We start from the raw sequence: 24,456 nt of genomic DNA, 5'->3' as shown, positions 1-24,456 counted from the left end.
TGTGGTGAGCCCGGCTTCCCCGGCTTCCACGGGCTATTGTTCAGACGGCGCTTCTCGCTGGGTCGATCCGCGTCGATGGAGGAGAACCGGGATGCTGCGAGCTGTGGGATCGCGCCCGCGTGTGATCATGCTGGGCGCGTACCTCGTGCTTCTCGTCGGCGCGTGCCTGCTGCCGCTCGTGGGCGGTTCGCTCCTCGTGCTGATATCCCTGGTGGTCGCCCCGGCGGTCCTGCTCCTGCGCTCGCGGATGTCCGTGAGCGCGAGCCTGGCGCTGGTGTTCGTCGTCCTAGCCTGGATGGTCCTCGTGATCATGGTGGCCGCCCGCTACACGGGGATCCCCGCCCTCGGGATGGCGATCGCCGTCGGGGCGGCAGCGGGCGCGTTCTGCGCCATCCGGCTTCAGCGGCGTGGTTCGGCGTTCACCCGGATCGACGGGACCCAGCTCGGGTTCGCGGCCGTCGGCGCCCTGGTGTGGTGCGGCGTGATCCTCGGCGCGGCGATCCTGCCCGGCGGCTCGCCGCTGTCGTGGGCGATGTCGGGCGACGCGGCGAACAACGTCCTGTTCGCCCGGGAGGTGCTCCAGCAGGGCGGCGTCGGTCTGGGGAGCGGAGAGAACCCGGTGCCGCTCACGGCCGCGCTGATCGCGTTCTTCACGTTGCCCGCCGCGTGGGCGGGGGTGCCCTCCGCGGGGGCGCAGATCGTCGCGCTGGCCGAGATGTGGTCCTTCGGCATCATCGTGTCGTGCCTGTTGTGCGGCGCCCTCGCGCTCGAGTTCGCCAAGGCCCGCTCGACCATGTCGCTGATCGCGGCGGCCGTCACCTCCGTGCTTCCCCTCACCTGGATCATGCTCGCCGGCCCGATCGCGCTCGGGTTCGTCAACTTCCACCTCACGCTCGCCGTCCTGGTCGCGACCCTCATCACCCTCGTCCACTCGGGGCGGGCAGTGTTGACGTCGCTGGTCACTCTCGCGCTCGCGATCGCGCTCACCCTCGCGCTGTGGGCCCCGCTGGCGGGGATACCGGGTGTGGCCTTCCTCGTCCTGCTCGTCGTTCAGCGCAAAGCCGTATGGAGCCTGCGGCGAGGCCGGCTCCTGCTCGCGCTCGCCGCCGTGGCTCAGCCCGTGGCGGTCTTCTTCGCGCTGTCGGTGCCCGCGCTGATCGGGCAGGGGGATCTGCTGGAGGAGGCACTCGGCGCCGTCTTCGAGTTCCGGAAGGTGATCGTGCTCGCGGCCCTTCTGCTGGCGGTCGCGAGCGGACTCCTCCTCGCCCGCGCCACGAGATCGCTCGACCTGGTCTGGGTCCTGACCGCTCTCGTGGGCGGCGGCGGACTGTGCCTGGCGTTTCTCCTCTGGCTGCGGCGAAACGAGGACACGCTGTGGAGCTACTACCAGCTGAAGTTCCTCTGGTTCTTCCTCGCGATGCTGCTGATCGTGGGCGTCGCGGCCGGACTCACGCTCGCGGCGGCGATATCGACCAGGAGCGTGTACTGCGCCCTCACGGTGGTGGTCACGATGGCGACGGTCGTCGGTGCGGGGGAGTTCGCGCGCGCCACGGTGCCGACGTTCAGCGAGGACGCGCAGGTGGTGAGGGATCCTCTCACCCGCATACTGGTCGGCGACTTCTTCTCCGTCGGAGGAGACGACAGGATCTTCGATCGGATCGTCGAGCTCATGGGGTCGCAGGAGCGCACCATCCTGTGGGAGTCCACCGATCCGGACGAGGACTCCATCATGTTCTGGGTCGTCCAGCTGTCCTCCACCGGTGTCGACGACGTCGCCTTGCGGACGTATGCGTACTACCACGACGGCCAGTCGATGGACGACCTCTGCACAGTCCGGAAGCTCATCGGCGCTCCTGTCACGGTCGAGACCGCCGACGAGTCCATCGTGACGCGAGCCCAGGAGGCGTGCCCCGAGCTCGGGCCGGTGGTCTTCGCCCCCTGAGCGCCGCGGGTCTCCTCGCACTCGATTGATAGGATGGCTGCACCATGCCTGAGCACTCCGAGCGCACGCTCATCATCGTGCCCGCATGGAACGAATCGCGAAACGTCGGCAACACGGTGCGGGAGATCCTGCAACAGGACGCCGGCTTCGACGTCGTCGTCGTCGACGACGGGTCGACCGACGACACCGCCCAGGTGGCGCGCGACGCGGGCGCCCGCGTGCTGATCCTGCCGTTCAACATGGGCGTGGGCGGAGCGATGCGCACGGGCTTCACCTTCGCTCAGCGTCACGGATACGAGCGGGCCATTCAGGTCGACGCCGACGGGCAGCACAACCCCCGCGACATCTCCGTCGTCCTGGCCGGCCTGGAACGGGCCGACATCTCGATCGGGGCCCGGTTCGCGCAGGTGGGCGACTACCAGGCGAAGGGCCCGCGGCGCTGGGCCATGGTGTTCCTGGCCCGCGTGCTGTCGCGAGTGGCCAAGACGAAGCTCACCGACGTCACGAGCGGCTTCCGGGCTGCGAACCGGCGAGCCATCGACCAGTACGTCCACTACTACCCCGCGGAGTACCTCGGCGACACCGTCGACTCGTTGGTGAGCGCGATCCACTCCGGGCTCACGGTCACCCAGGTCCCGGTCGCGATGCGCCCGCGCGTCCACGGCAAGCCGAGCCAGAACCCGATCGGCTCGACCATCTACCTGCTCCGGTCCGTGTTCGCGCTGTCTCTCGCGCTGATGCGCGGCCGGCGCCGCTCGCTGGAGGTCAGCGCATGATCGTCATCGCCGGAATCGCCCTGGCGCTGCTCGTGCTGGCGATCATCATCTCGCTGCTGCTGCGCCGCAGACTGCGCGAGAAGTACGCCACGCTGTGGCTGCTGATCGGGATCGTCATCCTCATCCTCGCGATCTTCCCCGGGCTGCTGCTCGGCCTCTCCAACGCCCTCGGCGTCGCGGTCCCGTCCAATCTCCTCTTCGCCCTCGCGCTCGTGCTGCTGATCGGGGTGACCCTTCACCTCTCATGGGAGCTGTCGCAGGCCGAGGATGAGGTGCGGCGGGTGGCGGAGGACGTGGCCATCGTGCGCGCCGAGGTCGAAGAACTGCGCGCGATCGTCGGGTCCGGCCACACGACCGCGCCCTCGACCTCGGCGGCCGGTGACGCGGAGGAGCGACCGGAGACCGACCGCCGCCTCGGCGATGAAGGCTGAGGACGCCCGCGCCGGTCTGCGCAGCATCCTCATCGCCACCGCGGTGGCGGGGGTGCTGGGCTACGCGATCCAGCTGCTGGCTCCCGCCCTCCTCCCCGACGGATCGGCGTACGTCACCTTCTCGATCTACTGGTCGACCCTCTACCTGTGCGTCGCGGCGCTCTCCGGCGTGCAGCAGGAGGTGACCCGTGCATCCCGTCCTGCCGACGAGTCGCCGCCCAATGCAACGGTGCGTTCTTTCGCGGTGACCCTCATTGCCATCGTGCTCGTCGCCGTCACGCTCGTGGCGCTCCTGGTCGGTCCGGTGGTGTTCCCGGGGGCGACGGCCGCGCTGGCCGCCGCGTTGGGTGTGGGACTCGTCGGCTACGTGCTCGTCGCCGTTCTCGGGGGAGTGCTGTACGGGCTCCGGCTGTGGACCGCCGTGGCCTGGCTGACCATCATCGACGCGGGTTTTCGTGCGCTGCTCGTACTGATCGGGTTCGCGGCGGGATGGGCTCCCGAGTGGATCGCACTGGCGGTGTCCCTGCCGTTCGGACTGGCGTTCCTGCTGGTGTGGCTGCGCATGCGGCGGAGGGTGGTGGGGGCGTTCCGCTTGGATGTGCGCCTCGGCCGGTTGCTCGCCAACACCGCCGGCACGGTCCTCGCCGCCGCCGCGCTCGGTCTCATGATGAACGGGATGCCGTTGCTGCTGGGAATCGCCGCCGCCGACACCGACCCGGTCGTTCTGGCGGGCCTGATCCTCACCATCACTCTCACGCGGGCGCCGCTGGTCGTCCCGCTGCTGGCGCTGCAGAGCTTCTTGATCTCGGTCTTCCGCGAGGGAGGGCGCGCGCTGATGCGCCGGATCCTGCTGGCACTCGCCGCCGCCGGGGTGGTCGTCGCCGTGCTCGCCGCGCTGGCGTGGGTGGTGGGTCCGTGGGCGATCTATCTGATCTCGCGCGGACAATATTCCGTGTCGCCCTGGATGATGGCGACGATCACCGCGGGCGCCGGCCTCGTCGGGATGATGTGCATCACCGGCCCCGCCCTCGTCGGCCGCAGCAGGCACGTTCCCTACACGGCGGGCTGGGTTCTCGCCGCCCTGCTGACCGTGGCGGCGATGTTCGTCCCGCTGCCGTTCGAGGTCCGGCTGACCCTGGCGCTGCTGGTGCCTCCGGCGGTGGGCCTGAGCGTGCACGTGGTCGCCGTGTGGCGGCATCCGGAGGAGCTGCCCGCGACCGGGTCGGGGACTTCGGCCTAGCGGTCGTCGCCGGCCGCATCGGACGCGACGAACTCGGCGATCGACTGACGCCAGTCGATCCCGGGCGCCCAGCGGAACTCGGCGCGAAGCCGCTCGGCCGAGCCGGTGATGCGCTCCGGGTCGCCGGGGCGCAGACGCGCGGAGTCGACGACCAGCGGCGGGACGGGCCGGCCCAGGCTCTCGCAGATCGCGGTGAGGATCTCCCGTCCCGTGCGGCTCGCGCCGGAGGCGACGTTGTAGATGGCGTCGGCACGACGATCGGCCTGAACGATCGCGACGTACGCGCGCGCGACATCGCGGACGTCGGTGTAGTCGCGTGCCGTGTCGAGATTGCCGACGTGCAGCTCTTCTCTCTCGCCGAGTGCGCGGAGCGCGCGCGTGAGGTCGGGGACGATGAATCCTGGCTCCTGGCCGGGGCCGATGTGATTGAACGGCCGCGCGACGGCGATGTCGAGGCCCCGGTGGGCATAGTACGCGGCCTGCGCCTCGACGAGCAGCTTCGCGACGGCGTACGGCGACGTCGCCCCCGTCGGAGAGGACTCCGCGAGGGCGGCGCCGTCGGGGCGCGGAGCGTAGACGGCGCCAGAGCTGACGGCGAGGAGGCGGGTGGGGTGCCCCGCCGCGAGGATCGCCTCGCACATGGTCGTGACCATCCTGCTGTTCGCCTCGAGATAGCGCTGCGGTGCGTCGAAGGACGGTCCGACGGCCGCCAGGCCGGCGAGGTGGATCACGGCGTCGACGGCGGCGTCGACGGGCCATTCGCGGGTGAGGTCCGCCTCGGAGTACTCGTGCAGGTATGCCGCGATCTCCGCCGGCGCGGCCGCCTCACGACCGACGGCCCAGACACGGTATCCCGCGTCGTGCGCGACGCGGACGAGGTGGCGTCCGACGAACCCGGTCGCACCGGTCACGACGAGCGTCGGCGAGCTCACGACGTCGGACCGCCTGCACTGCCTTCCTGGACAGCGATGTCGGAAGCCACCATGCGTGAGACCAGGCCGGGGAAGTCGACGTCGCGACGCCAGCCCAGGACCGACTCCGCCTTGGCGGGATCGCCCAAGAGGATGTCGACCTCTGCCGGGCGCAGCTGCGCGGCATCCTGCTGAACGTAGGGCCGCCAGTCGTCCACGCCGATCTCGGCGAAGGCGAGGGTCAGGAAGTCCTCGATCGAGTGCGTCTCGCCGGTGGCCAGGACGAAGTCGTCGGGGGTGTCGTGCTGGAGCATCTGCCACATGCCGCGGACGTAGTCGCCCGCGTAGCCCCAGTCGCGCTTGGGCCAGAGGCTTCCGAGCTTGATGTCGTCCTGTCTGCCCAGGCTGATCCGTGCGACCGCGTCGGTGATCTTCCGCGTCACGAACTCCTTGCCGCGACGCTCGCCCTCGTGATTGAAGAGGATGCCGCAGGACACGAACATGCCGTAGCTCTCGCGATAGTTCTTCGCGATCCAGTGGCCGTACAGCTTCGCGACGCCGTAGGGGCTGCGCGGATGGAACAGCGAGTCCTCGTTGTAGCCGCTTCCTGGCCGGTTGTAGTCCAGTCCACCGAACATCTCGCTGGTGGAGGCCTGGTAGAAACGGCTGCTCTCGGCACGGCCGGTGATGCGGAGCGCTTCGAGGAGATTCAGCACGCCCTTCCCCGTCACATCCGCGGTGAGCGTCGGGTTGGCGAACGAGAACCCGACGTGGCTGACGGCGGCCAGATTGTAGACCTCGTCGGGGTTCGACCGCTCCACGGCGCGCACCAGCGACGCGGGGTCGGTGAGGTCGCCCTCGATGATCGTGAGGCTCGGGAACTCGGCCTCGATCACAGCTCGCCGGGGGTTGTTCTGACCCCGCACCAGCCCGAAGACCTCGTAGCCTTCGGCGAGGAGGAGCTCGGTGAGGTGCCCGCCGTCCTGACCGGTCACGCCCGTGACCAGCGCCCGCTTACGTGTTGACATGTGCGTCCTTTTCTCGGCTCGAAGGCTGAAGCCACCGCCGGGCGGTGACTGCGGCGTCAGTGCAGGGCGAGCGCGCGCTCGAAGACGGCGAGCGTCTCGCGCGCCGTCCTATCCCACGTGAACAAACGTTCCTGCGCGTACCCGGCGGTCGTCATGCGGGCCTGCAGAGCGGGATCGCCGACGACCTCGTCGATGAGCGCTGAGAGCGCGTCGACGTTCCGCGTGGGAAAGAAGCGGGCGGCATCGCCGCCGACATACCGATGCACGTCGATGTCGCTCAGCAGTACGGGAACGCCCGCACTCATCGCCTCCAACGTCGGGAGGGAGAATCCTTCCGCCAGCGAGGGGATCGCCAGCGCCGTCGCGGTCGAGTAGAGGTGTGCGACCTCTTCGTCGCTGACCCATCCACGAAGCTCCACCCACTGCTGCACCCCGAGCTCTTCCACCAGCGGTGCGAGCGGATCATCCCCGCGTCCGCCGGTGATGACGACGCGGGGGCGGCGTTCGGCCGGGAGCAGCGCGATGGCTCGCGGGAGGGCATCCCAGTTCTTGTGGGGCCGGCGGTTGCCCATCGCGATGATGAGTGGCCCCTCGGAGTTCGCGAGCGAACGGTCCACGCCCTCGGGGTGGCCGCCGGCGAGAGGGACGACGTGCACTTGCGCCGGGTCGACCGTGAGGTACTTGTGGATCTCGGATTCCGAGCCGGGACTGTCGGTGATGATGTGGGCGGCGTTTCGCGCGACCTGCCGCTCCATCCATTTCACGGGCTCGGTGTACAGCGGGGTCGACATGAACTCCGGATGGCTCCAATAGAGCATGTCGTGGATCGTGACCACCGTCGGCATCGCCGTGCGGCGCGGACCGAGCGTCGCCGGCGAATGCACCAGGTCGACCCGGCGCTTGCGAGCCTGCCGTGCGACGGAGAACAACTCTCCGTACGCCCAGGCGAAACGATTCTCGCCGCTGATTCCGGAGTCGAGAGTCTCACCCGGAAACCATGACCGATCCAGCCCGTAGCCCTCGCGGCTGAAGTAGCCGATGAACTCCCAGTCCGGCGCGATCTCGCCGAGCTTCCGGTACAGCTCGCGCGCGTAGACCTCCATACCGCCCTTGGTGCCCGAGTACGACAGAAGATCGACGAGCACTCGGGGCATGGCGACGAGTCTACCAAGGGGCCCTCCGTGCCCTGAGCGCGCGACAGCGCCGGCCGGGTCAGGCGGCGTCGGGTCGCGAGGCAGGGGCGAGGACGGCCGGCCGCGATCGGTCACGACGCGTGGCCCGCATAATCGGGCGCTCGATGAGGAGCCAGCTCGCGGCGGCGAAGACGACCGTCACGAGGATGTTGACGCCGATGAACACCCACACCCCCGCGGCAGCGGCACCGACCAGGACGAGGAGCTGAGCCGTCGGCCAGGCGTAGATGTAGAACCCGTAGGAGATGTCATGCTTCGCGATCAGCCGCGGCTGAGGAATCACCGTGCTCAGCCACAGCAGGCCGTAGGCCAGCAGTGGGGCGGCCAGCTGCCCGCCGAACCCCGGGACGAGGAAGATGGGGAGGAAGGCTCCGGCGAGACACGCGATCCCGATCGGGGTGCGCATGCCCCACCGATCGAAGACAACGTACGCCACGACCCCGCCCAGGAAGAACGGCAGCAGTTTGAACAGCAGCGCGAAGTTTCCGTCAAGACCGAGTCGGCCCCAGAACCCCATGGTCGCGTGGACGCCGAGCGACAGCGCCCACAGGACCACCGGGAACCACACCGTCTTGCGGAAGATGGCGAGGAACCCCAGGGTCCACACGATGATGTAGCAGAAGAACTCGAAGTAGAGCGTCCAGAGCGAGCCGTTCCACGCGTTGGCATACGGGACCGTCTGCAGCGTCCACGAGATCGTGTAGGAGTGCACTTCCAGACCGAGATTGCCCCAGATGTACTCCAGCGGCGTCACCGGGGTCGTCCAGAAGCCGCCGAGGTCGCCGCGTTCCAGCAGGGCCGCGATCGGCGCGAACACCAGCGCGGTCACCACCAGCACGACGAGGAAGGCGGGGTAGATGCGCGCGATGCGGTGGACGAGGAACTCGCCGGTCGAATGGCGCAATCGGCTGCCGGTGATGAGGAATCCGCTGAGCACGAAGAATCCTGCGACGGCCCATCCGCCGAGATTCTCCCCGTGAAGCATCGGGCCCGTGCCGTTGCCCGTGATGTAGAAGGCGTGTGCGAACAGGACCAGAGCTGCCAGGACCAGCCGGAAGAGATTGAGGCTGTTGCGGCTGTGCGGGAAGGCGCGGCTCGAGGTCGGGGCGGTGACCATTACTTGAGCAGGCTCCGCTCGGCCATCTCCTGCAGCGAACGCTCGTAGCCGCTCTCTTCCACCGGCTCTGTCAGCACCCACTCTGCGAAGCGCGCGACGCCGGTGCGGAAGTCTGTCTGCGGCTCGTACGCGAGCACGTCTCGCAGGCGCGTGATGTCCGCGACGTTGTGACGGATGTCGCCCAGGCGGTAATTGCCTGTCACCTCCGTCGGCACCTGCGAGTCGAAGGCCGCGAACAGCGCGGCCACCACCTCGTCGACGGTCGTGGCGACACCGCTGCCGACATTGATGGTGTGTCCGGCCGCCGACGCGAGCGTCGACGCGCGGAAGGTGGACTCGACGACGTCGTCGATGTAGACGAAGTCACGGCTCTCGAGACCGTCCTCGAAGATGTTGATCTTCTTGCCCTGACGGATGAGGGTCGAAAAGATCGACAGGATGCCCGTGTAGGGGTTCTTCAGCGACTGACCCGGCCCGTAGACGTTCTGGTACCTGAGCGCGACGGGCTCGATGCCGATCGTCGGTGCGACCGTCATGACGAGGGATTCCTGCATCTGCTTGGTGATGCCGTACACCGACGACGGATGCAGCTTCGCCGACTCGTCCGTCGGGATCATCTCGATGTCGCCTTCGCCGGGCAGGTGCACGTCGAAATCGCCTGCCGCCATGTCGGCGTCGGCGCGATGCGGCGGATAGACGATCCGTCCGTCCGCGGTGCGGTATGCGCCCTCGCCGTAGATCGAGCGCGACGAGGCGATCACGAGGCGCTTCACGGAGTGCGGTTCATTGGTGAGAAGGTCGAGCATCTTCGCCGTGCCGCCGACGTTGGCCTCGACGTACCGGTCGATCTCGTACATGGACTGGCCGGTGCCGGTCTCGGCGGCGAGATGGACCACGATCTGCGCACCCGCGAGAGCCGTGCGCAGGTCGTCTCGGGAGGTGACCGTCCCCTCGATGACCGTGGCCACGCCCTCGAGCGAGCGCAGCAGGGCCGACGTGGTGCGCGGGTCGTCGCCGTGCACCTGGGGCAACAGGGAGTCCAGGACCGTGACGCGGTGGCCCGCGTCCGCGAACCGTCGCGCCAGACGCGTGCCGATGAAGCCTGCGCCGCCGGTGATGAGCACGTGGTCGGGCATCGTCAACTCCAAGAGGGGTACGCGCTGTTCGAAACGCAGCCGTGCGCTAGATGGCGAAGATGTGCGCCAGCGTAGATTGTAGCCCGGCGCTCGTTCCGTGCCTGATCACGCCGGGAAGCTCTGCCACGGCGTGGAGGCGGGACATCGCGCGCAGCCGGGCCGTGGTCGCCGTCCGGCGCCAGCCCTTCGACTCCGCGAGGGAGCGTGCCTGCGCGTAGTAGGTGCGCTCATCCCGGAACCGGCGCCCGTCGAGCAGCGTCTTCTGCGAGGCGCTGGCGCCGTGACGCCGGTACGAGAAGGCGAGCGTCGGGTTGTACGCGAGGCAACCGCCCTGGAAGGCGATGTCCATGAGGAGCGCGAGATCCTGGATGATCGGGAGCCCCTCCCGGAAGTCGATCCGCTGCATCGTCTCGGTACGGAATGTGAGCGAGGGCCAGTAGAGCCAGTCGCCCCTGATCAGGCTGGTCGCCATCGCCTCCGCCCGCAGCACGGCGATGCCGTGCCCGTGGCGCGGTGCGAGGACTCCGGTCTTGACGCGGTCCACGAGCGGCCGCACGACGGCTCCGTGCTCGTCGATCACTTCGACGCCGGGCTGTATCACGTCGGCGTCGGGGACCGCCGCGATGGTCGCCCGCACGACCTCGAGGTAGTTGGGGTGCATCAGGTCGTCGCATCCGAGGATCGTGATGTACTCGGACGTTGCCCGGCGGATGGCCTCCCGGTAATTCTCCGTGATGCCGAGGTTCACCTCGTTGCGCCGGTACTCCACGCGGTCGTCCTGCAGCTGCGCGAACCATGCGGCGACGCTCTCATCGGGGTAGCAGTCGTCGATGACGATGAGGCGCCAGTCGGGATCGCGCTGGGCGCGAACGGACTCGACGGTTGAATAGAGCAGCCCGGGGTCGCCCCAGAACGGAACGAAGATCTCGTGTGTCATGACGCGACGAGCCTATGAGATCAGCCTGGGTGCCGCATCGAGGCGGGGGCGCTCAGGCGTGCGTGCCCGGTGAAAGGTAGCGTGGGTCGCATGGATCTCCTCGTCGTCGGTTCCGGGTTCTTCGGCCTCACGATCGCCGAGCGGGCTGCGGCGTCCGGTCGCAAGGTCACCGTCATCGACCGTCGCGCGCACATCGGCGGGAACGCCTACAGCCACGACGAGCCCTCGACGGGCATCGAGGTCCACCGGTACGGCGCGCACCTGTTCCACACGTCGAATCCCGCCGTCTGGGCGTACGTCAACCGGTTCACGGCCTTCACGAGCTACGTGCACCGCGTGTACACCAACCACGCGGGCGTCGTGTACCCGCTGCCGATCAACCTCGGCACGATCAACCAGTTCTTCGGGGCGGCGTACTCGCCGACGCAGGCCAGAGAGCTCGTGCACGAGCTCGCCGGCGAGTTCGATGCCAAGGAAGCGGCGAACCTGGAGGAGAAGGGCATCGCGCTGATCGGACGGCCGCTCTACGAGGCCTTCATCCGCGACTACACGGCCAAGCAATGGCAGACCGACCCGAAGGATCTGCCGGCGGAGGTCATCAGCCGGCTGCCGGTTCGCTACACCTACGACAACCGCTATTTCAACGACACGTGGGAGGGTCTGCCGGTCGAGGGGTATACCGCCTGGCTCGAGAGGATGGCGGATCACAAGAACATCGAGGTCCGCCTCGACACCGACTTCTTCGACGAGTCCCAGCCGCTGAGCAAGGGCTCTGCCGTGGGGCAGCTGCCCATCGTCTACACCGGCCCCGTTGACCGCTACTTCGGCTACGCCGACGGTGCGCTGTCGTGGCGCACGCTCGACTTCCAGCAGGAGGTCCTCGACGTCGGCGACTTCCAGGGGACCGCGGTGATGAACTACGCGGATGCGCAGACCCCGTACACCCGCATCCACGAGTTCAAGCACTTCCATCCCGAGCGAGCCGATCGATACCCGGACGACAGGACAGTCATCGTGCGGGAGTACTCGCGGTTCGCGACGCGGGACGACGAGCCGTACTACCCCGTGAACACCGCGGCGGACCGTGAGCGACTGCTCTCGTATCGCGAGCGCGCGAAGGGCGAGGACGGCGTGCTGTTCGGCGGCCGCCTCGGCACCTACCAGTACCTCGACATGCACATGGCCATCGGCGCCGCCCTGTCGATGTGGAACAACCAGCTCGCCTGACGGTGCGCAATAGACTCGACGCGTGAGTGCAGCCGCCGTCGGCGTCCCCGGATCGCCCCGGCGGTATCTGCACTCACTGTGGCTCCTGTCCGCCCGCGACCTCCGGGTGCGATACGCCACCAGCGCGCTGGGATACCTGTGGTCGGTGCTCGATCCGCTCGTGATGAGCCTCATCTACTGGTTCGTCTTCACGCAGGTGTTCGATCGGTCGGTGGGGGAGCAGCCGTACATCGTCTTCCTCATCACCGCACTGCTGCCATGGGTCTGGTTCAACGCGGCCCTGGGGGACTTCACCAAAGCCTTCAGCAAGGACGCCCGGCTCGTTCGCTCCACGGCCATCCCGCGCACCATCTGGGTCAACCGGATCGTGCTCAGCAAAGGCGTCGAGTTCCTCTTCTCGCTGCCCGTCCTCGCGGTGTTCGCGCTCTTCGCCGGCGGAACGAGCGTCGGTTGGGGTCTCCTCTGGTTCCCGGTGGCGATGGTCTTGCAGACGATGCTGCTGGTGGGACTTGGGCTTCTCGTGGCGCCGCTGTGCGTGCTCTGGGGCGATTTGGAGCGTACGACGCGCCTCATCCTGCGTGCGCTCTTCTATGCGTCGCCGATCATCTACGGGGTGAACGACCTTCCCGGGATTTTCCCGCAGCTCGCAGCGCTCAACCCGCTGTCAGGGATCTTCACCCTCTTCCGCATGGGATTCTTCCCCGACCAGTGGGACACGCTGTCGGTGGTGACAGCCGTCGTGCTGAGCTTCGCGGCACTGGGCCTGGGCATCGCCGTCTTCCGGCGCATGGAACGCCCCATGCTCAAGGAGCTGTGATGGCCGCCGATCTTGCGATCGAGGTGCGTGACCTCGGCGTTCGGTTCCGACGGAACCGGCGCGGCAGACGCAACCTCAAAGACCTCTTCGCCGACTCCTCTAGGCGTTCCCGACCGGGGGAGTTCTGGGCACTTCGCGATGTCTCGTTCGCGGTACGGCCGGGGGAATCCATCGGCGTGGTCGGGCGCAACGGCCAGGGCAAGTCCACGCTCCTCAAGCTCGTCGCGAGAGTGCTCCTCCCGGACGAGGGACGCGTCACCGTTCACGGCGGCGTCGCACCGCTCATCGAGATCACGGGCGGCTTCGTCGGCGACCTCACGGTGCGGGAGAACGTCCGTCTGACCTCGGGGCTGCATGGGATGTCGAAGGCCGAGGTCGCGCGCCGCTTCGACGGCATCATCGACTTCGCTGAGCTCGCGGACTTCGTCGACACCCCGTACAAGCACCTGAGCAACGGGATGAAGGTGCGCCTGGCCTTCTCCGTCGTGTCCCAGCTCGAGGAGCCGATCCTGCTCGTCGACGAAGTGCTCGCCGTCGGCGACAAGGCGTTCCGGGAGAAGTGCTACCGGCGCATCGACGAGCTTCTCGAAGACGGCCGCACGCTCTTCTTCGTCAGCCACAGCGAGCGCGACCTTCGCCGCTTCTGCACGCGCGGTCTTTATCTCGACAAGGGCCGCCTGGCGATGGATGGACGCATCGACGATGTCCTCGATCGCTACAACGCCGACTACACGGCGGGTTGACGCGCTGGCCCCTCCGCGAGGGGGTCGGGAATTCCGTTAGCCTGTTGACGAGGCGGTCGACGCCCATGTTCCCGAGGAGAACCCCCGATGCGCAAGTTCGTCGCGATCCGTGTGCTCGTCGTGAGTGTCGTGGTGGCGCTCGGTCTGGGGGCGGCGACGGCGGCAGCTCTCGGCGCGATCGCGCTCGCCATCGCACTCCTCGGGGTCGGCCTCGCCGCGATGGCCGTGCTGCTGCTGATCCTGGAGCGCCGTACTCAGGCGGCGGCCGGCCAGACTCGCCGGTCGGTCAACCGGATGACTGATCAGGTTCAGCGCATCGAGACGTTAGTCGACGCGATGCAGCGTCGCGTCGTCGCTTCTGTGGAGTCCGCGAGAGTCGAGGCCGCCGAGCGCCACCGCGCTTCCGTGGACGTGCAGTGAGCGGCGGTCCACGCGTCAGGCGAGTGTGGACACTTTCTCGAACCACGATCTGACGGCTGCTTCTGTCGCCGCCTGGTCGTTCGGGTCGAGGATGTCGCTCGGGATGGGCGCCGGCGTGAGGATCCGCTTGATGAGGTCCTCGTACCCGCGCCCGCCGGCAGCCTCCGGATGATGTCCTGGTCCTGGGAGGTGCGTGCGCACGCCCCAGACCCGCGCGTCATCCACCAGCCGATCGAATTCGATGCCGCTCGCGGGACCGACGATGACCAGATCCGTGGCGATCGCGGCGGCGGTCGCGGCGGCCTCGGCTGGCGATATCCTCCAGAGCACTGCGGGCGACTGCGCTCCGCCGCGACGGCGGACGGCCACTCGCGCACCCTCTGCCAGCGGCACGCGGACATCCAGCCCGGCTGCGGCGAGCGCGGAGCTCAGCCTCGCGGTCTCATCCAGCACATCGGGGGCGATGCCGAGAGGTGCGACGACGACGACGGGTCTCGGACGATGGAGCGGCCGTCGAACTTCTCGAGGGATGATGGGCGGGAAGGGTCGGTCGAGCACCTCGCCGCTCGCGTGCCGCAGAGCCGCCTCCGCCGCGGCTCCGCGCGGACTCCACACCGTTGGCACCCCCCATCGGCGCCGGACGAGGGCCTCTGCGGTGCCGATCGCGTGGGTGGGCCGAGAGGTCGCATCCCAGAGGACGACCAGCGCCGGAGCGTTCGCGCCCGGTTCGGTGTCGGGGAGGTACTCGAGAACCTCCGGCTCAAGGACCACGATGCTGCTGGTTGTTACAGACTCGTCCCAGGGGACGGCCTTGACGGTGCCCGCAGCCACCAGCTCCTGCACCGGCGCCATCAGCCCGGGCGCCCGTCGCCCCTCAAAGTTCAGGCTCTCGGCGTGGACGAGCGCGACGCGTATCCCGTCCGCTGCCAGGAGTCGGATCCACTCGATCGCGTCGAGAGCGGCGCTTCCGTCGCCGCGCCAGTCTCCCAGCACGACCAGATCGAATTCCTCGGGAGGCACAGCCTGGTCGAGATGAAATCTGCGCGGAGCAGGGAAGCTCCGCACTGCACGGTCGAGTCGGGGTGAAGCGCCGCGCCGGATCTGGTCATGCCAATGCGTGAAGGCGGACCGGTAGAGGAATCGTGCAGGATGCTTCCAGGATGCGCGGAACTCGCTCCGGGACAACGATCCTTCCCCGAGCCGAACCCACATCAGGGGAATGTCGAGGTCGATGGTGTAGCCGGGAAGCGCCGCAACCATTCGTTCATGAAACTCGGTATCGGCAGCCTTGCGCACCTCGTCATACCCGCCGAGGACAGGCCAGACCCGGTCACGCCGGAACATGATGGTCGCGGCGGCCGGCGCTCGCACAGCCGTTCCCTGCCGCGAGAAGACCAGCGATCCGGAGGTGCGCAAAGACTGTGCGCGCACGGAATGCACCAGCGGATCGCGCTCGAAGACAGCCGTCTGGCGTTCGATTCGCTCCGGGTGAGACCAGTCGTCAGCGTCCTGGAACGTCACGTACGTGCCGCGCGCCTGGTCGATGGCGGTGTTGCGGGCGACATAAGTGCCGCCGTTCCGAGGCTGGTGGATGACGCGTACCCGCTCATCGAGCGCCGCGACCCGCGCGAACACGTGCGAGAACTCCGGGCCCGAGGCGTCATCGACCACGAGGACCTCGAGATCGGCCCAGGTCTGAGCCAAGATCGAACGGACAGCGGTGTCGAGTGCGCTATCCGGGCGGTAGGAGCTGATGATGACCGACACGAGATCACCGCCCACGGTGCCGGGCTCCAACTGCGTCGTGAGCCGGTCGATCGGCTCGTAACCGTCGCCCTCGGGCACCGGTGTCAGCGCGAGAGGTGCGAGGTCGCCGAAGAGAGCCTGAACCGTTTGCAGCCACTTCTGCTCCGGCAGTCCCGGCGTGCGGAAGGGATTGGCCAGATCAGCGTCGAGCATCCGCTCCCGTGTGCTGCCGAGCCCACGCAGCTTCCCAGCCCTGAGGAGGCGTGAGATTCGTGCGTCGTCCCCGAGGAGGATGAGCAGTTCGGCAAGCAGCACCTGGTAGCGAGCGGGGAGCCTGGCCGATTCCACCGCGCGCATCAGCTGCGACGTCGCGAGACGGACCTCCTCGGACGTGGTCGCGCGCGTTCCTCGTTCGTAGCCGGCTGCCGCGAGCCAGCCCGGCTCGCCGGTCTGCTCGGCGACGAGGTCGAGCAGGGCCTGTGCTCGGGAGGATGCGGTGCGGTGGGCGACCCCGCCCACGATGCTGGCGGGGATACGCGCGGCCACCAGCTCGGCAGCGCGGGCCTGGAGAGACTCGTGCGTCACGTCCATCACAACTGCCTCGCCTCGATCTGAGGCAGCGGGGGAAGAGCCTCGTCCAAAGGGACGATCGCGAACGCTTCCCGCACCGAGGCCTGGGCACGCGCGACGACAGCGGCGTACTCGTCCGGGTCGGCGAACAGGCGTCCCACCACGTCGGGCACCTCGTCGGCCGCGGCATAGACGGCCGCATCTGCGAGGACCGGCGTGAACGAGGGGGGGACCACCGCGACAGCGCCGGCGGACACGGCGTCGATCACCCGCGGGACGACCTGACCGGCGTCAAGATCGCCGGTAGACGAGACGAAGAAGTCGATTTGCCGATAGAAGGCGCGATGGGTGATGTCGTCGGGTCGGTACACCAGCCAGTGGCGGGGGACGTCTTCGAGAAGGGACGCTACTCGCGCCGACGCGCCGACGAGACGCACGTCGAACCTCTGATCCTCCGAATGAAGGGCCAGCAGCTGCCGGGAGGTCGAGGGGATCTCGTCCTCGGCTGCGCCGATCACCGCGCCGATGATGGGAAGGGCGCGGCGCCGGCCGCGGGGGGTGACGAACTCCCAGGCGCACCCGACCGGGAAGTCTGCTGCGCCGACGTGCACGCCCTCGATATCCGCGAGCACGTTTCGCACGTGTTCGCGGCCCGGAAGCCACACCGGAGTGACCCCCCAAAGATCCTTCACCGTCGCATTCACCGAAGTCGCGTCGTACCGGTGGAGATTCGTCGAAGGGTCCCGCGGCGGGGAAGCCGCAACGATGACGACCTCGCGAGCTCGGACAGCCGGCAGTTGATCGGACACATAGTTCAGTAGAGCCGGATCGCCGAGCACGAGCCGCCCGACCAGGGCCGGATCGTCGGGCAGCAGGCGCGCGACAGCCCCCTCGTACACGAGGTCGCCGATGTCCCGGCAGATCGTCTCGCTCACGGTGTCGAGCGCCCGCGGCGATTCGAGATGCATGACCGCGACGCGCCGTCCACGCGCCACGGCCGCGCGGAGGTGCTGGAGTAGCGCAGTCTGCGCGCTGCCGAGCTCGCGCCAGTCGGCCGCGAACAGGAGGTCGAAGGGCCGATCGTCAGGCTGCCGACCCGTCCCCCGGAGGAAGGCGCGCGGCGCCGGAAACGCCCGGATCTCCGAGGACGGGGACAGCCAGGGTGACGTGCCACTTGAGATGGCTCGATGCCAGCTCCGGTAGCCGTCGCGATACGCATGTCGTGCCGGATGCCACCATCCCGGCTTGAAGTCCGATCGGGAGAGAGAGTCGGGATCCAGCCTGACGAAGGCCAGCAGGTCGGGCATGACGGGGACGCCTCGGCCGTAGTGCGCAGCGATCCGGAACTGATACTCGGAGTCCGCTCCCTTGCGGACGAGGTCGAAGGACCCGAGCGCCTCGATCGTCGAGCGCCGCAGCATGATCGACGACACGTTCGGCCGCGTTGTTCGGTAGCCGAGCAGCTGAAGCTTCAGATCCGGCGTGCACCGCAGGGAACGGCTCATGATGGCCGGAAGGGTCGGATCGTCCAGCAATCGCCGGGCTTGGCGTGCGATCCGCTCCGGATGCGACCAGTCGTCCGAGTCCTGAAACGTGACGAAGTCGCCTCGCGCCTCCGGGAGTGCGCGATTGCGCGCTCCATACGTGCCGCGATTCTCCGGCTGGATCAGCACGCGGACCCGCGGGTCCAGTGCCGCGACACGGTCGAGGATGCCGGCGTACTCCGGTCCCGACGCATCATCCACCACCAGCAGCTCCAGGTTGGTCCAGGACTGACCGAGGATCGAGCGCACGGATGCGAGTATCTCGGGCCCCGGGTGGTACGCCGACATGATGACGCTCACGAGCGGGCCGTCGACCGGGTTCGGGATGCTGAGCGGGCGAAGCCCGTCGAACGGAGTCGGGGCATCGGCATGCACCGTCACTCCGGGAACTCCGCCCAGCATCCGAGCCAGCGCGTCGTTCCACGTCGTGCTGCCGACCCCGTCCGCGTCCGCAGCCAGGTCGACTTCGAGCGCTCGCCGGTCGATGAGATCCAGAGCGGCGAGAAGATCCTCGTCCTGACGCAATCGAGCGCCGTCCCCGGTGGTCCAGACCAGCTGCGCATAGGTGAGTGCGTCGACGGGCGCCCAGGATCTCACCGGGAGCATCACGCGGGCGATGTCGTGAAGGCGGAGACCGTCGGCCGCGTCGGTCTCATCGAGACCCTGCAGCGCGACGACACGCCCCAGCGCCCGCCACCAGGCGCCGACTGTCGCGGGCGCGACGAGCGGCGACCGACGTGCCAGGGCACCCGCGGCGATGCGATCCGCGCTGGCGGAGCGGACCTCTGCCAACAGTTCCTCGAGCGAGATGTCGGGATCGAGGCCATATGCGATCACTCTCCGTGCATCCCGCGCGCGCAGGCGCAGCGCGGTCCGCACGAACGCATCGAGTCTCGCCGGAGAGAGCACCACCGCCGCCGCGTCGGATTCCACAACGGCGCGAGCCACGGCCCGGTTGCGGGAATCGACCTCGCGACCGCCCTGTTGCGGAATCCTCCCGCTCATCCTGCGGCCGCCTTCACCAGAGGTTCCAAGCGTGCGTCGAGAATCGGTTCGAGAGAGCGGACGTACGTGTTGGTGAGGTGCGAGCCCTGCCGATAGACGAGAACGTCGCCGATGACCGGAGGGCACGACGTTTCGTCGCAGAACGCATCGGTCAGGTCCACGACATCGATCGCGGGGACCTTCCGTGCAGCCGCAAGCAGCGCGACCGATCCGCTTCTGTCGAGCCCGACCTGCCGATCGAACGCGCAATCCGCCAGGTCGTCGACCTCGGTCACGCACTTGTAGACCTCGCCCCCGCCCGGCTCCACATCGGACGGAGAAGGATTATCGAGGACGGTGATGACGTCGATGCCGTGATCCTCGAGAGCGGTCCATGTCCGCACCAGCGCGTCGCGCATCTCATCCCGGGAGTACTCCGTCGTCCCCGGCAGGAACGCGGAGCTATGGCGCTGCGAGGTGATGACGACGTCAGGGGCGAGCTCGATCAGCTGCTCGGTGAGCGCTTGGTTGTACTGCGGGCAGGCCACGTACGGCACGCCGTCCGGAAGTTCTCTGAGACCGTCCGAGAACCCGCAGCCGGACTTCGTCGCCAGGAGCATTCGCCACTGGTGCTCGCGGGCGATGTCGCCGAGAACGTCCGCCCACTGCTGGATCTTCGAGTCGCCGACGACGGCGATCGTCACGTCGCCGTCCGCCGCGCCGATCGAGCACGGTTCCGGATCGACAGCGTCGAAGCCGCGATTGCACCCGTCCACGGATGACTTCGGAACATCTTTGGTCGCGGCGGCGGGGGCGGGGATCATGGTCGACAGCGCCCCCTCGAGCATCACCCCCTGGATCGAGTCCGCGTCGAAGGTAAGTGTCGCGCCGCCTCGGGAGGCGATCGCTTCGGTCGAGGGCGCCGCGGCCGAAGGAACAGCGAGGATCAGAAGGAGTCCCGAGACCACCGCGACGGCGGTGAGGTTCAGCGCGACCGACAGTGACATCGCCGACGATCGCGACAAGCGCTTGGAGAATCGGACGGGATTCTCCACGAAGCGGTTGCTGAGCCACGCCAGGACGAAAGAGATCACGATCACCGCCAGCCCGATCTTCTCGCCCGGGGGGCCGAACAGGTTTCCCGCGGCGATCAGGAGCGGCCAGTGCCACAGGTACAGCGAGTACGACAGGCCACCCACCCACACCATCGGGCGGAGGCCGAGCAATCGGGCGGCTCCACCCTGATCGGCGGTGCCGGCGACGATCACCGCGGCGGTGCCGAGCACCGGGAGCAACGCCAGCGAGCCTGGCCAGCGCGCAGATTCGTCGATCAGCAGCACCGAGGCGAGGATGGCGGCCAGTCCGGCCCATCCGACCACACGTGCCGCGATCGCCGGCAGCTTCGCCCATAGCCCGACACTCACCGCCACGAGGGCGCCGACCCCGAGCTCCCACAGCCGCGTCGTCGTCACGAAGTAGGCCGTCTCCGGCGTCGAGTCCGTCGCGATGACCGACCAGGCCAAGGAGGGCACGACGATGAGGGTCAGCGCCGCACCCATCACGGTGCGGAGGTTCCATCCCGATTTGCGGACGATGAGGACGACGATCAGCAGCACGAGCGGCCAGACGACGTAGAACTGCTCCTCGACGGACAGCGACCAGTAGTGCTGGACGGGGGAGGCCGCGAGTCCTTCGGCGAGGTAGTCGACGGACCGCGCGGCCAGCACCCAGTTCTCCACGTAGAGTGCGGCAGCCACGATGTCGGTGCCCGAGGTGCTCCAGTCGACCGGGGACGCCGTCACCCATGTGAGCGCGGCGCTGACGACCAGCACCAAGACGGCAGCGGGGAGCAGCCGACGGGCTCGGCGCGCGTAGAACCGCGCCATCGAAACGCGGCCCGTCCGTTCCACCTCGCGCACGAGGAGGCCTGTGATGAGGAAGCCGGAGATCACGAAGAAGATGTCGACGCCGACGAATCCGCCCGGGATGAACTGGATGCCCGCGTGATACAGAAGGACAGTGCCGACCGCGACCGCCCGTAGTCCTTCGATGTCCGGTCTGAAGTGCGTACCGGCGCGCTTTCTCGCTCCACGTTCCGCGGCGTGCGCCGGCGCAGCCGCCCGAGTCGGCGCGACGGGGTCGGCCATCAGCCGAGATCCTCGCGGAGGAGATCGCTCATAGGCGAACAGCGTGCGCGGACGTCGTCACACCACGGGTGTCGAAGAAGCGCTGCGACCCTTCCGCGATCGCCTCGGCGTCGTAGGACCGGTGGTTCTGCACCAGGATCACCAGGTCGGCCGTCGTGACGGACTGGCCGAGGTCTGCCACACGGTGCAGCGTCGCGTCGCCGACCCGCCATTGCTCGACGTTCGGATCGTGGAAGACGACGTTCGCGCCCTGCGCGAGGAGCGAGAGGGCGAGGGGGACCGCCGGCGACTCGCGTTGATCCGCGATATCCGGCTTGTAGGTCACACCGAGAAGGAGGATCGTCGAGCCCCGCAGCGCCTTGGCGTCGTCATTGAGGATGTCCTGCGCCCGCCGGGCCACGTAGGCGGGCATCGTCGCGTTGATCTCCTGCGCGAGCTCCACGAAGCGGAACGGGTAGCCGAGCCTGGACCGGACGTTGTGGCTCAGGTAGTTCGGATCGATCGGGATGCAGTGGCCGCCGACGCCCGGCCCGGGGTAGAACGCCTGGAAGCCGAACGGCTTGGTCTTGGCGAGCCGGATCACATCCCACAGGTCGATGCCGAGCTCGTGGCAGAAGCGGGCCATCTCGTTGACGAGGGCGATGTTGATGTGTCGGTAGGTGTTCTCCAGCAGCTTGGCGGTCTCGGCTTCGCGAGCGCCGCGCGCAGGAACGACCGTATCGACGAATCGTCGATAGAAGGCGGCCGCCTTCTCGGTGGCGAGAGGGGTGAGGCCTCCGACCACCTTCGGAGTGTTCTTCATGCCGTAGATGGCGTTACCGGGGTCGATCCGCTCGGGTGAGAACGCCACCTCGAAGTCCTGGCCCGCGGTGAGCCCGCTGAGTTCTTCCAGAAGGGGGGCGATGACCTCTTCCGTCGTGCCGGGGTATGTGGTGGACTCGAGGATCACCAGCATGCCGGGGCGGAGGTTGCGCCCGATGGTTCGCGTGGCCGACATCACCGCACCGAGGTCCGGCCCGCCGTCGTCGGACAGGGGTGTGGGCACGCAGATCACCGCCGTCGTCGCGTTCTGGATGGCGGCTTCGTCGGAGGTCGCGCGGAACCCCGCGGCGAGCATCTCGTCGATCGCCGCCCCGTCGAGGTCGTCCACGTGGGACCTGCCGTTGTTCAGCCCCTCGATGACCTGGGCGTTGACGTCGAATCCGACCACCGCGAGGCCGGCTTTGGATGCTTCGTGTGCCAGAGGAAGACCGACGTAACCCAGCCCCAGAATGACGACATCGGCGGACATGAATACTCCTGCGTGCGTGGCGTGGCGGGGCGAGGGCGAGGTGGCGAGGCAGTGCAGCAGCACTGATTCGCGTCGCTGAGCATAGCCGACCGCCGAGGACCCGAATGACCGACGCGCTCTCGCCGCGCGTTAGTCGCCGAACGTGAGGACCTCGATGCCGAACCCGACGGACTCGGTGCGGCGCAGCCGCGGCTCCTCCTCGAGCCAGAACTCCAGCATCTCCGTCTCATCCGGCCGGTCCGCGTCGTCCGCCACGATGATGGCGCCCGCGGCGAGACTGTCGGCCAGGAGCGGGAGGGCGGGGTAACGCGCGTGGTGCCCGGTCGATTGAGGCGGGCCGTCGACGACGAGCGCATCGATCGGATCCGAGAGGTCGGCGGGGTCGAATGAGTACCAGGGGAACGCGCCGCGCGGCGTCTGGCGGAGCGAGAGCGGCGCCAGACGGACGTCGACGAAGTCGTCCAGTCCATGGGCGGCCACGACGGCGCGCGTCTTTCCCGCGTACTCGGGCAGGTGGTCGAGAGACACCACTCGGCCACGGCCTAGCCGCTTCAGCGCGTATCCGATCCACAGGGTCGAGGTCCCGCTCCCGCATTCGACGACCATCGTCGCCCCCTTGGTTTCGATGGCGTCCACGAGAGCCAGAAGACCGCTGGGGCTCAGTGCCCAGCCTCCGACGGGGGGCAATCGGGCCTCGGGAGAATACCGGGTCAGTAGTTGCTGCAAGGCTTGGATGTCGGTCATCAGCTCGCGATGGAGGAGCCGCACCTGCCGACTCGTCGCCTTCTCCAGCCGGTGGAGCTCGCTGACTTCCTTGCCTACGGCGTTCGTCGCGCGCAGCAGACTCGCGTCGCGCTCGATCTCGGCGCGCCTTCCGTCGGCGCGTTCGCGCGAGAGCTCGTCCCGCAGCGCGTCGCGCTCCTCGTGTGCGCGCGCCAGTTCCTCCCGGAGGGCGTCCCGCTCCGATCTCGCATCGTCTCGTTCTGCGCGAGCACCCCATCCCAGGCGCGATCGCCAGGTCGTGGGGCGAGACTCCGAGTCGTCCGCGGAGTCCGCGCTGGTGTCGGTGCCGCGGCTCACGTCGCCACCATACCGGGGCGACGTCGGCCCGCTGCGGCGCTTGACAAGGGCCTCACGACGACGGCCGCTCCCCGTCGCTACTGATCGACCCCGCCGTTCGGCGAGGCGTACGAGCGGCCCCGGACGGACGCGGCGGCGGTGCGGAACGCGGCCTCATAGGCGGCGTGCGTGGTGGCGAGGCCGCGATCGGCGAGGGCGGGACGATCGGATTCCCGCGCACCGCGGATGGCGGCGAACGCGTCGTCCACGACGCGAGCGGTGATCGGGCCCTCGCTCACCTGCAGCCAGCCGGCCCCCACCTCTGCCGCCAGGTGCGACATCGCTTCCGTGCGGGGCACGAGGACGGGGCGGTCGAGCGACAGCACAAGGAAGACGAGCTGCAGATCGCTCATCGTGTCGATCCTCGGCACCACGACGAGTTCGGCCGAGGCGATCTCCTGGACCTGCGCACCGTCCGAGACGCGTTCGAGCCGCGCCGAGATCATGGCCGCGTGCCGTGCGACGGCCGAACGCACGTTCTGCTCCAGCGGGCGGGAAACGGTCCCGGCGAGTCGGAGCGAGAGGTTCTCGGTACGCGCGACGCGCGGGATCGCAAGGAGGTGCCCGGCCTCATCGGGGAGGTCCCCCGCGGCCACGCACAGGATGCGGCCGGGCACCATCTCGGCGCGCGGGTAGCCCACGTAGCGATCCCGGAAGTGCGGATGGGCGATCACGATGGTGCGCGCCGCATCCGGAGTGCGGGTCGAGTGGTCGAGGGCCACGAAGGTGGTCGTCGCCCGATCGAGCACCCGGTTGGCCCACCGCCTCGCGCGACCGACCCGCGGCTCCCCGGCGCGCGAGTAGAGCGTCCTGACGAGCGCGATGCGGTGGCGGCGGAGGTTTCGCGCGAGGGCGACCGCGGCGAGCAGGCGGCGGGCGGCGCTCGCCCCGCGCGTCCCCAGCAGGAGATCCAGCTCGGGGTCGGCGACGTGCACGACATCGACATCGAACGTCGCTAGCACCCCGCGCGAGAAGCGGAACTCGACCGCGGTCGGGGAGCCCACCACCTGGTCGACATACCGGAGAACGGGGGCGGGAGGGCGACCCGTCTCGAGGACGACGAGGCTCGGCCGGGCGTCGGTCGGCCGATTAGCGGGGCTCACTTCTCCATACTAGGTTTGGGCGCCAGGAGGTCGG

At 68.5% G+C, this 24,456-nt stretch carries 20 protein-coding genes; 8 read left to right on the top strand and 12 right to left on the bottom strand.

Going from position 1 to position 24,456, the window contains the following annotated elements:
* Positions 1 to 91: 91 nt before the first annotated feature.
* Genes ACTU3I_RS11820 through ACTU3I_RS11805 form a run of 4 tightly spaced genes read left to right on the top strand, consistent with a single transcriptional unit; the run spans position 92 to position 4,389 of the window.
* Positions 92 to 1,942 (top strand): hypothetical protein, encoded by a 1,851-nt coding sequence (locus ACTU3I_RS11820; RefSeq protein WP_442925887.1) that lies wholly within the window; start codon positions 92 to 94, stop codon positions 1,940 to 1,942.
* Between the two features lie 44 nt (positions 1,943 to 1,986).
* A complete protein-coding gene (locus ACTU3I_RS11815) occupies positions 1,987 to 2,718 on the top strand; it encodes a glycosyltransferase family 2 protein (RefSeq protein ID WP_442925886.1) in 732 nt (243 codons plus the stop codon).
* Entirely contained in the window at positions 2,715 to 3,149 is a 435-nt protein-coding gene (locus ACTU3I_RS11810; RefSeq protein WP_442925885.1) for a DUF2304 domain-containing protein, read from the top strand. The genes ACTU3I_RS11815 and ACTU3I_RS11810 overlap by 4 nt, the downstream gene beginning before the upstream one ends.
* Positions 3,139 to 4,389: a hypothetical protein gene (locus tag ACTU3I_RS11805; RefSeq protein WP_442925884.1), complete on the top strand. Its 1,251-nt coding sequence runs from the start codon at positions 3,139 to 3,141 to the stop codon at positions 4,387 to 4,389. The genes ACTU3I_RS11810 and ACTU3I_RS11805 overlap by 11 nt, the downstream gene beginning before the upstream one ends.
* Here ACTU3I_RS11805 and ACTU3I_RS11800 read toward each other — a convergent pair.
* From ACTU3I_RS11800 to ACTU3I_RS11775, 6 genes are read right to left on the bottom strand one after another with little or no spacing between them, the layout of a single operon-like run.
* Entirely contained in the window at positions 4,386 to 5,321 is a 936-nt protein-coding gene (locus ACTU3I_RS11800; protein ID WP_442925883.1) for an NAD-dependent epimerase/dehydratase family protein, read from the bottom strand. The genes ACTU3I_RS11805 and ACTU3I_RS11800 overlap by 4 nt on opposite strands.
* A complete protein-coding gene (locus ACTU3I_RS11795) occupies positions 5,318 to 6,328 on the bottom strand; it encodes a GDP-mannose 4,6-dehydratase (protein WP_442925882.1) in 1,011 nt (336 codons plus the stop codon). The genes ACTU3I_RS11800 and ACTU3I_RS11795 overlap by 4 nt, the downstream gene beginning before the upstream one ends.
* A 56-nt stretch (positions 6,329 to 6,384) precedes the next feature.
* Complete coding sequence (locus ACTU3I_RS11790; protein ID WP_442925881.1) at positions 6,385 to 7,482, bottom strand: glycosyltransferase family 4 protein; 1,098 nt, start codon at positions 7,480 to 7,482, stop codon at positions 6,385 to 6,387.
* A gap of 58 nt (positions 7,483 to 7,540) precedes the next feature.
* Positions 7,541 to 8,638 (bottom strand): acyltransferase family protein, encoded by a 1,098-nt coding sequence (locus ACTU3I_RS11785; protein ID WP_442925880.1) that lies wholly within the window; start codon positions 8,636 to 8,638, stop codon positions 7,541 to 7,543.
* On the bottom strand, positions 8,638 to 9,774 hold the full coding sequence (locus ACTU3I_RS11780; RefSeq protein ID WP_442925879.1) for an NAD-dependent epimerase/dehydratase family protein: 1,137 nt from the start codon (positions 9,772 to 9,774) through the stop codon (positions 8,638 to 8,640). The genes ACTU3I_RS11785 and ACTU3I_RS11780 overlap by 1 nt, the downstream gene beginning before the upstream one ends.
* 46 nt (positions 9,775 to 9,820) lie before the next feature.
* Positions 9,821 to 10,711, bottom strand: coding sequence for a glycosyltransferase (locus ACTU3I_RS11775; RefSeq protein ID WP_442925878.1), 891 nt, complete (start codon positions 10,709 to 10,711; stop codon positions 9,821 to 9,823).
* A gap of 90 nt (positions 10,712 to 10,801) precedes the next feature.
* Between ACTU3I_RS11775 and glf the strand changes: the two genes are divergently transcribed.
* The 4 genes from glf (at position 10,802) to ACTU3I_RS11755 (ending at position 13,918) form a co-directional block, all read left to right on the top strand.
* On the top strand, positions 10,802 to 11,938 hold the full coding sequence (gene glf / locus ACTU3I_RS11770; protein WP_442925877.1) for a UDP-galactopyranose mutase: 1,137 nt from the start codon (positions 10,802 to 10,804) through the stop codon (positions 11,936 to 11,938).
* Positions 11,939 to 11,960: 22 nt separating this feature from the next.
* Positions 11,961 to 12,755, top strand: coding sequence for an ABC transporter permease (locus ACTU3I_RS11765; RefSeq protein WP_442925876.1), 795 nt, complete (start codon positions 11,961 to 11,963; stop codon positions 12,753 to 12,755).
* Positions 12,755 to 13,498 carry an ABC transporter ATP-binding protein gene (locus tag ACTU3I_RS11760; protein WP_442925875.1) on the top strand — a complete coding sequence of 248 codons (744 nt, stop codon included), beginning with the start codon at positions 12,755 to 12,757 and terminating at the stop codon, positions 13,496 to 13,498. Before ACTU3I_RS11765 ends, ACTU3I_RS11760 begins: the two co-directional genes overlap by 1 nt.
* Positions 13,499 to 13,585: 87 nt before the next feature.
* The gene (locus ACTU3I_RS11755; protein ID WP_442925874.1) at positions 13,586 to 13,918 is read left to right on the top strand and encodes a hypothetical protein; all 333 of its coding nucleotides are present in this window, start codon (positions 13,586 to 13,588) and stop codon (positions 13,916 to 13,918) included.
* 15 nt (positions 13,919 to 13,933) lie between these two features.
* Here the strand turns inward: ACTU3I_RS11755 and ACTU3I_RS11750 are convergent, their stop codons facing one another.
* The 6 genes from ACTU3I_RS11750 to ACTU3I_RS11725 all read right to left on the bottom strand — a co-directional run bounded on the left by ACTU3I_RS11750 (position 13,934) and on the right by ACTU3I_RS11725 (position 24,422).
* Positions 13,934 to 16,255 (bottom strand): glycosyltransferase family 2 protein, encoded by a 2,322-nt coding sequence (locus tag ACTU3I_RS11750; RefSeq protein WP_442925873.1) that lies wholly within the window; start codon positions 16,253 to 16,255, stop codon positions 13,934 to 13,936.
* The gene (locus ACTU3I_RS11745) at positions 16,255 to 18,615 is read right to left on the bottom strand and encodes a glycosyltransferase family 2 protein (RefSeq protein WP_442925872.1); all 2,361 of its coding nucleotides are present in this window, start codon (positions 18,613 to 18,615) and stop codon (positions 16,255 to 16,257) included. The genes ACTU3I_RS11750 and ACTU3I_RS11745 overlap by 1 nt, the downstream gene beginning before the upstream one ends.
* 164 nt (positions 18,616 to 18,779) lie before the next feature.
* On the bottom strand, positions 18,780 to 20,909 hold the full coding sequence (locus tag ACTU3I_RS11740; RefSeq protein WP_442925871.1) for an acyltransferase family protein: 2,130 nt from the start codon (positions 20,907 to 20,909) through the stop codon (positions 18,780 to 18,782).
* A 28-nt stretch (positions 20,910 to 20,937) separates the two neighbouring features.
* Positions 20,938 to 22,200 carry a nucleotide sugar dehydrogenase gene (locus tag ACTU3I_RS11735; RefSeq protein WP_442925870.1) on the bottom strand — a complete coding sequence of 421 codons (1,263 nt, stop codon included), beginning with the start codon at positions 22,198 to 22,200 and terminating at the stop codon, positions 20,938 to 20,940.
* Between the two features lie 129 nt (positions 22,201 to 22,329).
* Positions 22,330 to 23,280, bottom strand: coding sequence for a class I SAM-dependent methyltransferase (locus ACTU3I_RS11730; protein ID WP_442925869.1), 951 nt, complete (start codon positions 23,278 to 23,280; stop codon positions 22,330 to 22,332).
* A 77-nt stretch (positions 23,281 to 23,357) separates the two neighbouring features.
* On the bottom strand, positions 23,358 to 24,422 hold the full coding sequence (locus tag ACTU3I_RS11725; RefSeq protein WP_442925868.1) for a hypothetical protein: 1,065 nt from the start codon (positions 24,420 to 24,422) through the stop codon (positions 23,358 to 23,360).
* Between the last annotated feature and the right edge of the window lie 34 nt (positions 24,423 to 24,456).

The organism is Microbacterium sp. RD1 (assembly GCF_052220165.1).
Lineage (GTDB): Bacteria > Actinomycetota > Actinomycetes > Actinomycetales > Microbacteriaceae > Microbacterium.
Note: the sequence above shows the minus strand (reverse complement) of the source record. Positions and strands in the feature narration are given on the sequence as shown.

Bases quoted from the DNA above. Each gene is read 5' to 3' on its own strand.
- ACTU3I_RS11790 (WP_442925881.1), bottom strand. From the start codon at position 7,482: ATGCCCCGAGTGCTCGTCGATCTTCTGTCGTACTCGGGCACCAAGGGC.
- ACTU3I_RS11785 (WP_442925880.1), bottom strand. From the start codon at position 8,638: ATGGTCACCGCCCCGACCTCGAGCCGCGCCTTCCCGCACAGCCGCAAC.
- ACTU3I_RS11815 (WP_442925886.1), top strand. From the start codon at position 1,987: ATGCCTGAGCACTCCGAGCGCACGCTCATCATCGTGCCCGCATGGAAC.
- ACTU3I_RS11810 (WP_442925885.1), top strand. From the start codon at position 2,715: ATGATCGTCATCGCCGGAATCGCCCTGGCGCTGCTCGTGCTGGCGATC.
- ACTU3I_RS11805 (WP_442925884.1), top strand. From the start codon at position 3,139: ATGAAGGCTGAGGACGCCCGCGCCGGTCTGCGCAGCATCCTCATCGCC.
- ACTU3I_RS11755 (WP_442925874.1), top strand. From the start codon at position 13,586: ATGCGCAAGTTCGTCGCGATCCGTGTGCTCGTCGTGAGTGTCGTGGTG.
- ACTU3I_RS11740 (WP_442925871.1), bottom strand. From the start codon at position 20,909: ATGGCCGACCCCGTCGCGCCGACTCGGGCGGCTGCGCCGGCGCACGCC.
- glf (WP_442925877.1), top strand. From the start codon at position 10,802: ATGGATCTCCTCGTCGTCGGTTCCGGGTTCTTCGGCCTCACGATCGCC.
- ACTU3I_RS11735 (WP_442925870.1), bottom strand. From the start codon at position 22,200: ATGTCCGCCGATGTCGTCATTCTGGGGCTGGGTTACGTCGGTCTTCCT.
- ACTU3I_RS11795 (WP_442925882.1), bottom strand. From the start codon at position 6,328: ATGTCAACACGTAAGCGGGCGCTGGTCACGGGCGTGACCGGTCAGGAC.
- ACTU3I_RS11775 (WP_442925878.1), bottom strand. From the start codon at position 10,711: ATGACACACGAGATCTTCGTTCCGTTCTGGGGCGACCCCGGGCTGCTC.
- ACTU3I_RS11780 (WP_442925879.1), bottom strand. From the start codon at position 9,774: ATGCCCGACCACGTGCTCATCACCGGCGGCGCAGGCTTCATCGGCACG.
- ACTU3I_RS11760 (WP_442925875.1), top strand. From the start codon at position 12,755: ATGGCCGCCGATCTTGCGATCGAGGTGCGTGACCTCGGCGTTCGGTTC.
- ACTU3I_RS11820 (WP_442925887.1), top strand. From the start codon at position 92: ATGCTGCGAGCTGTGGGATCGCGCCCGCGTGTGATCATGCTGGGCGCG.
- ACTU3I_RS11750 (WP_442925873.1), bottom strand. From the start codon at position 16,255: ATGGACGTGACGCACGAGTCTCTCCAGGCCCGCGCTGCCGAGCTGGTG.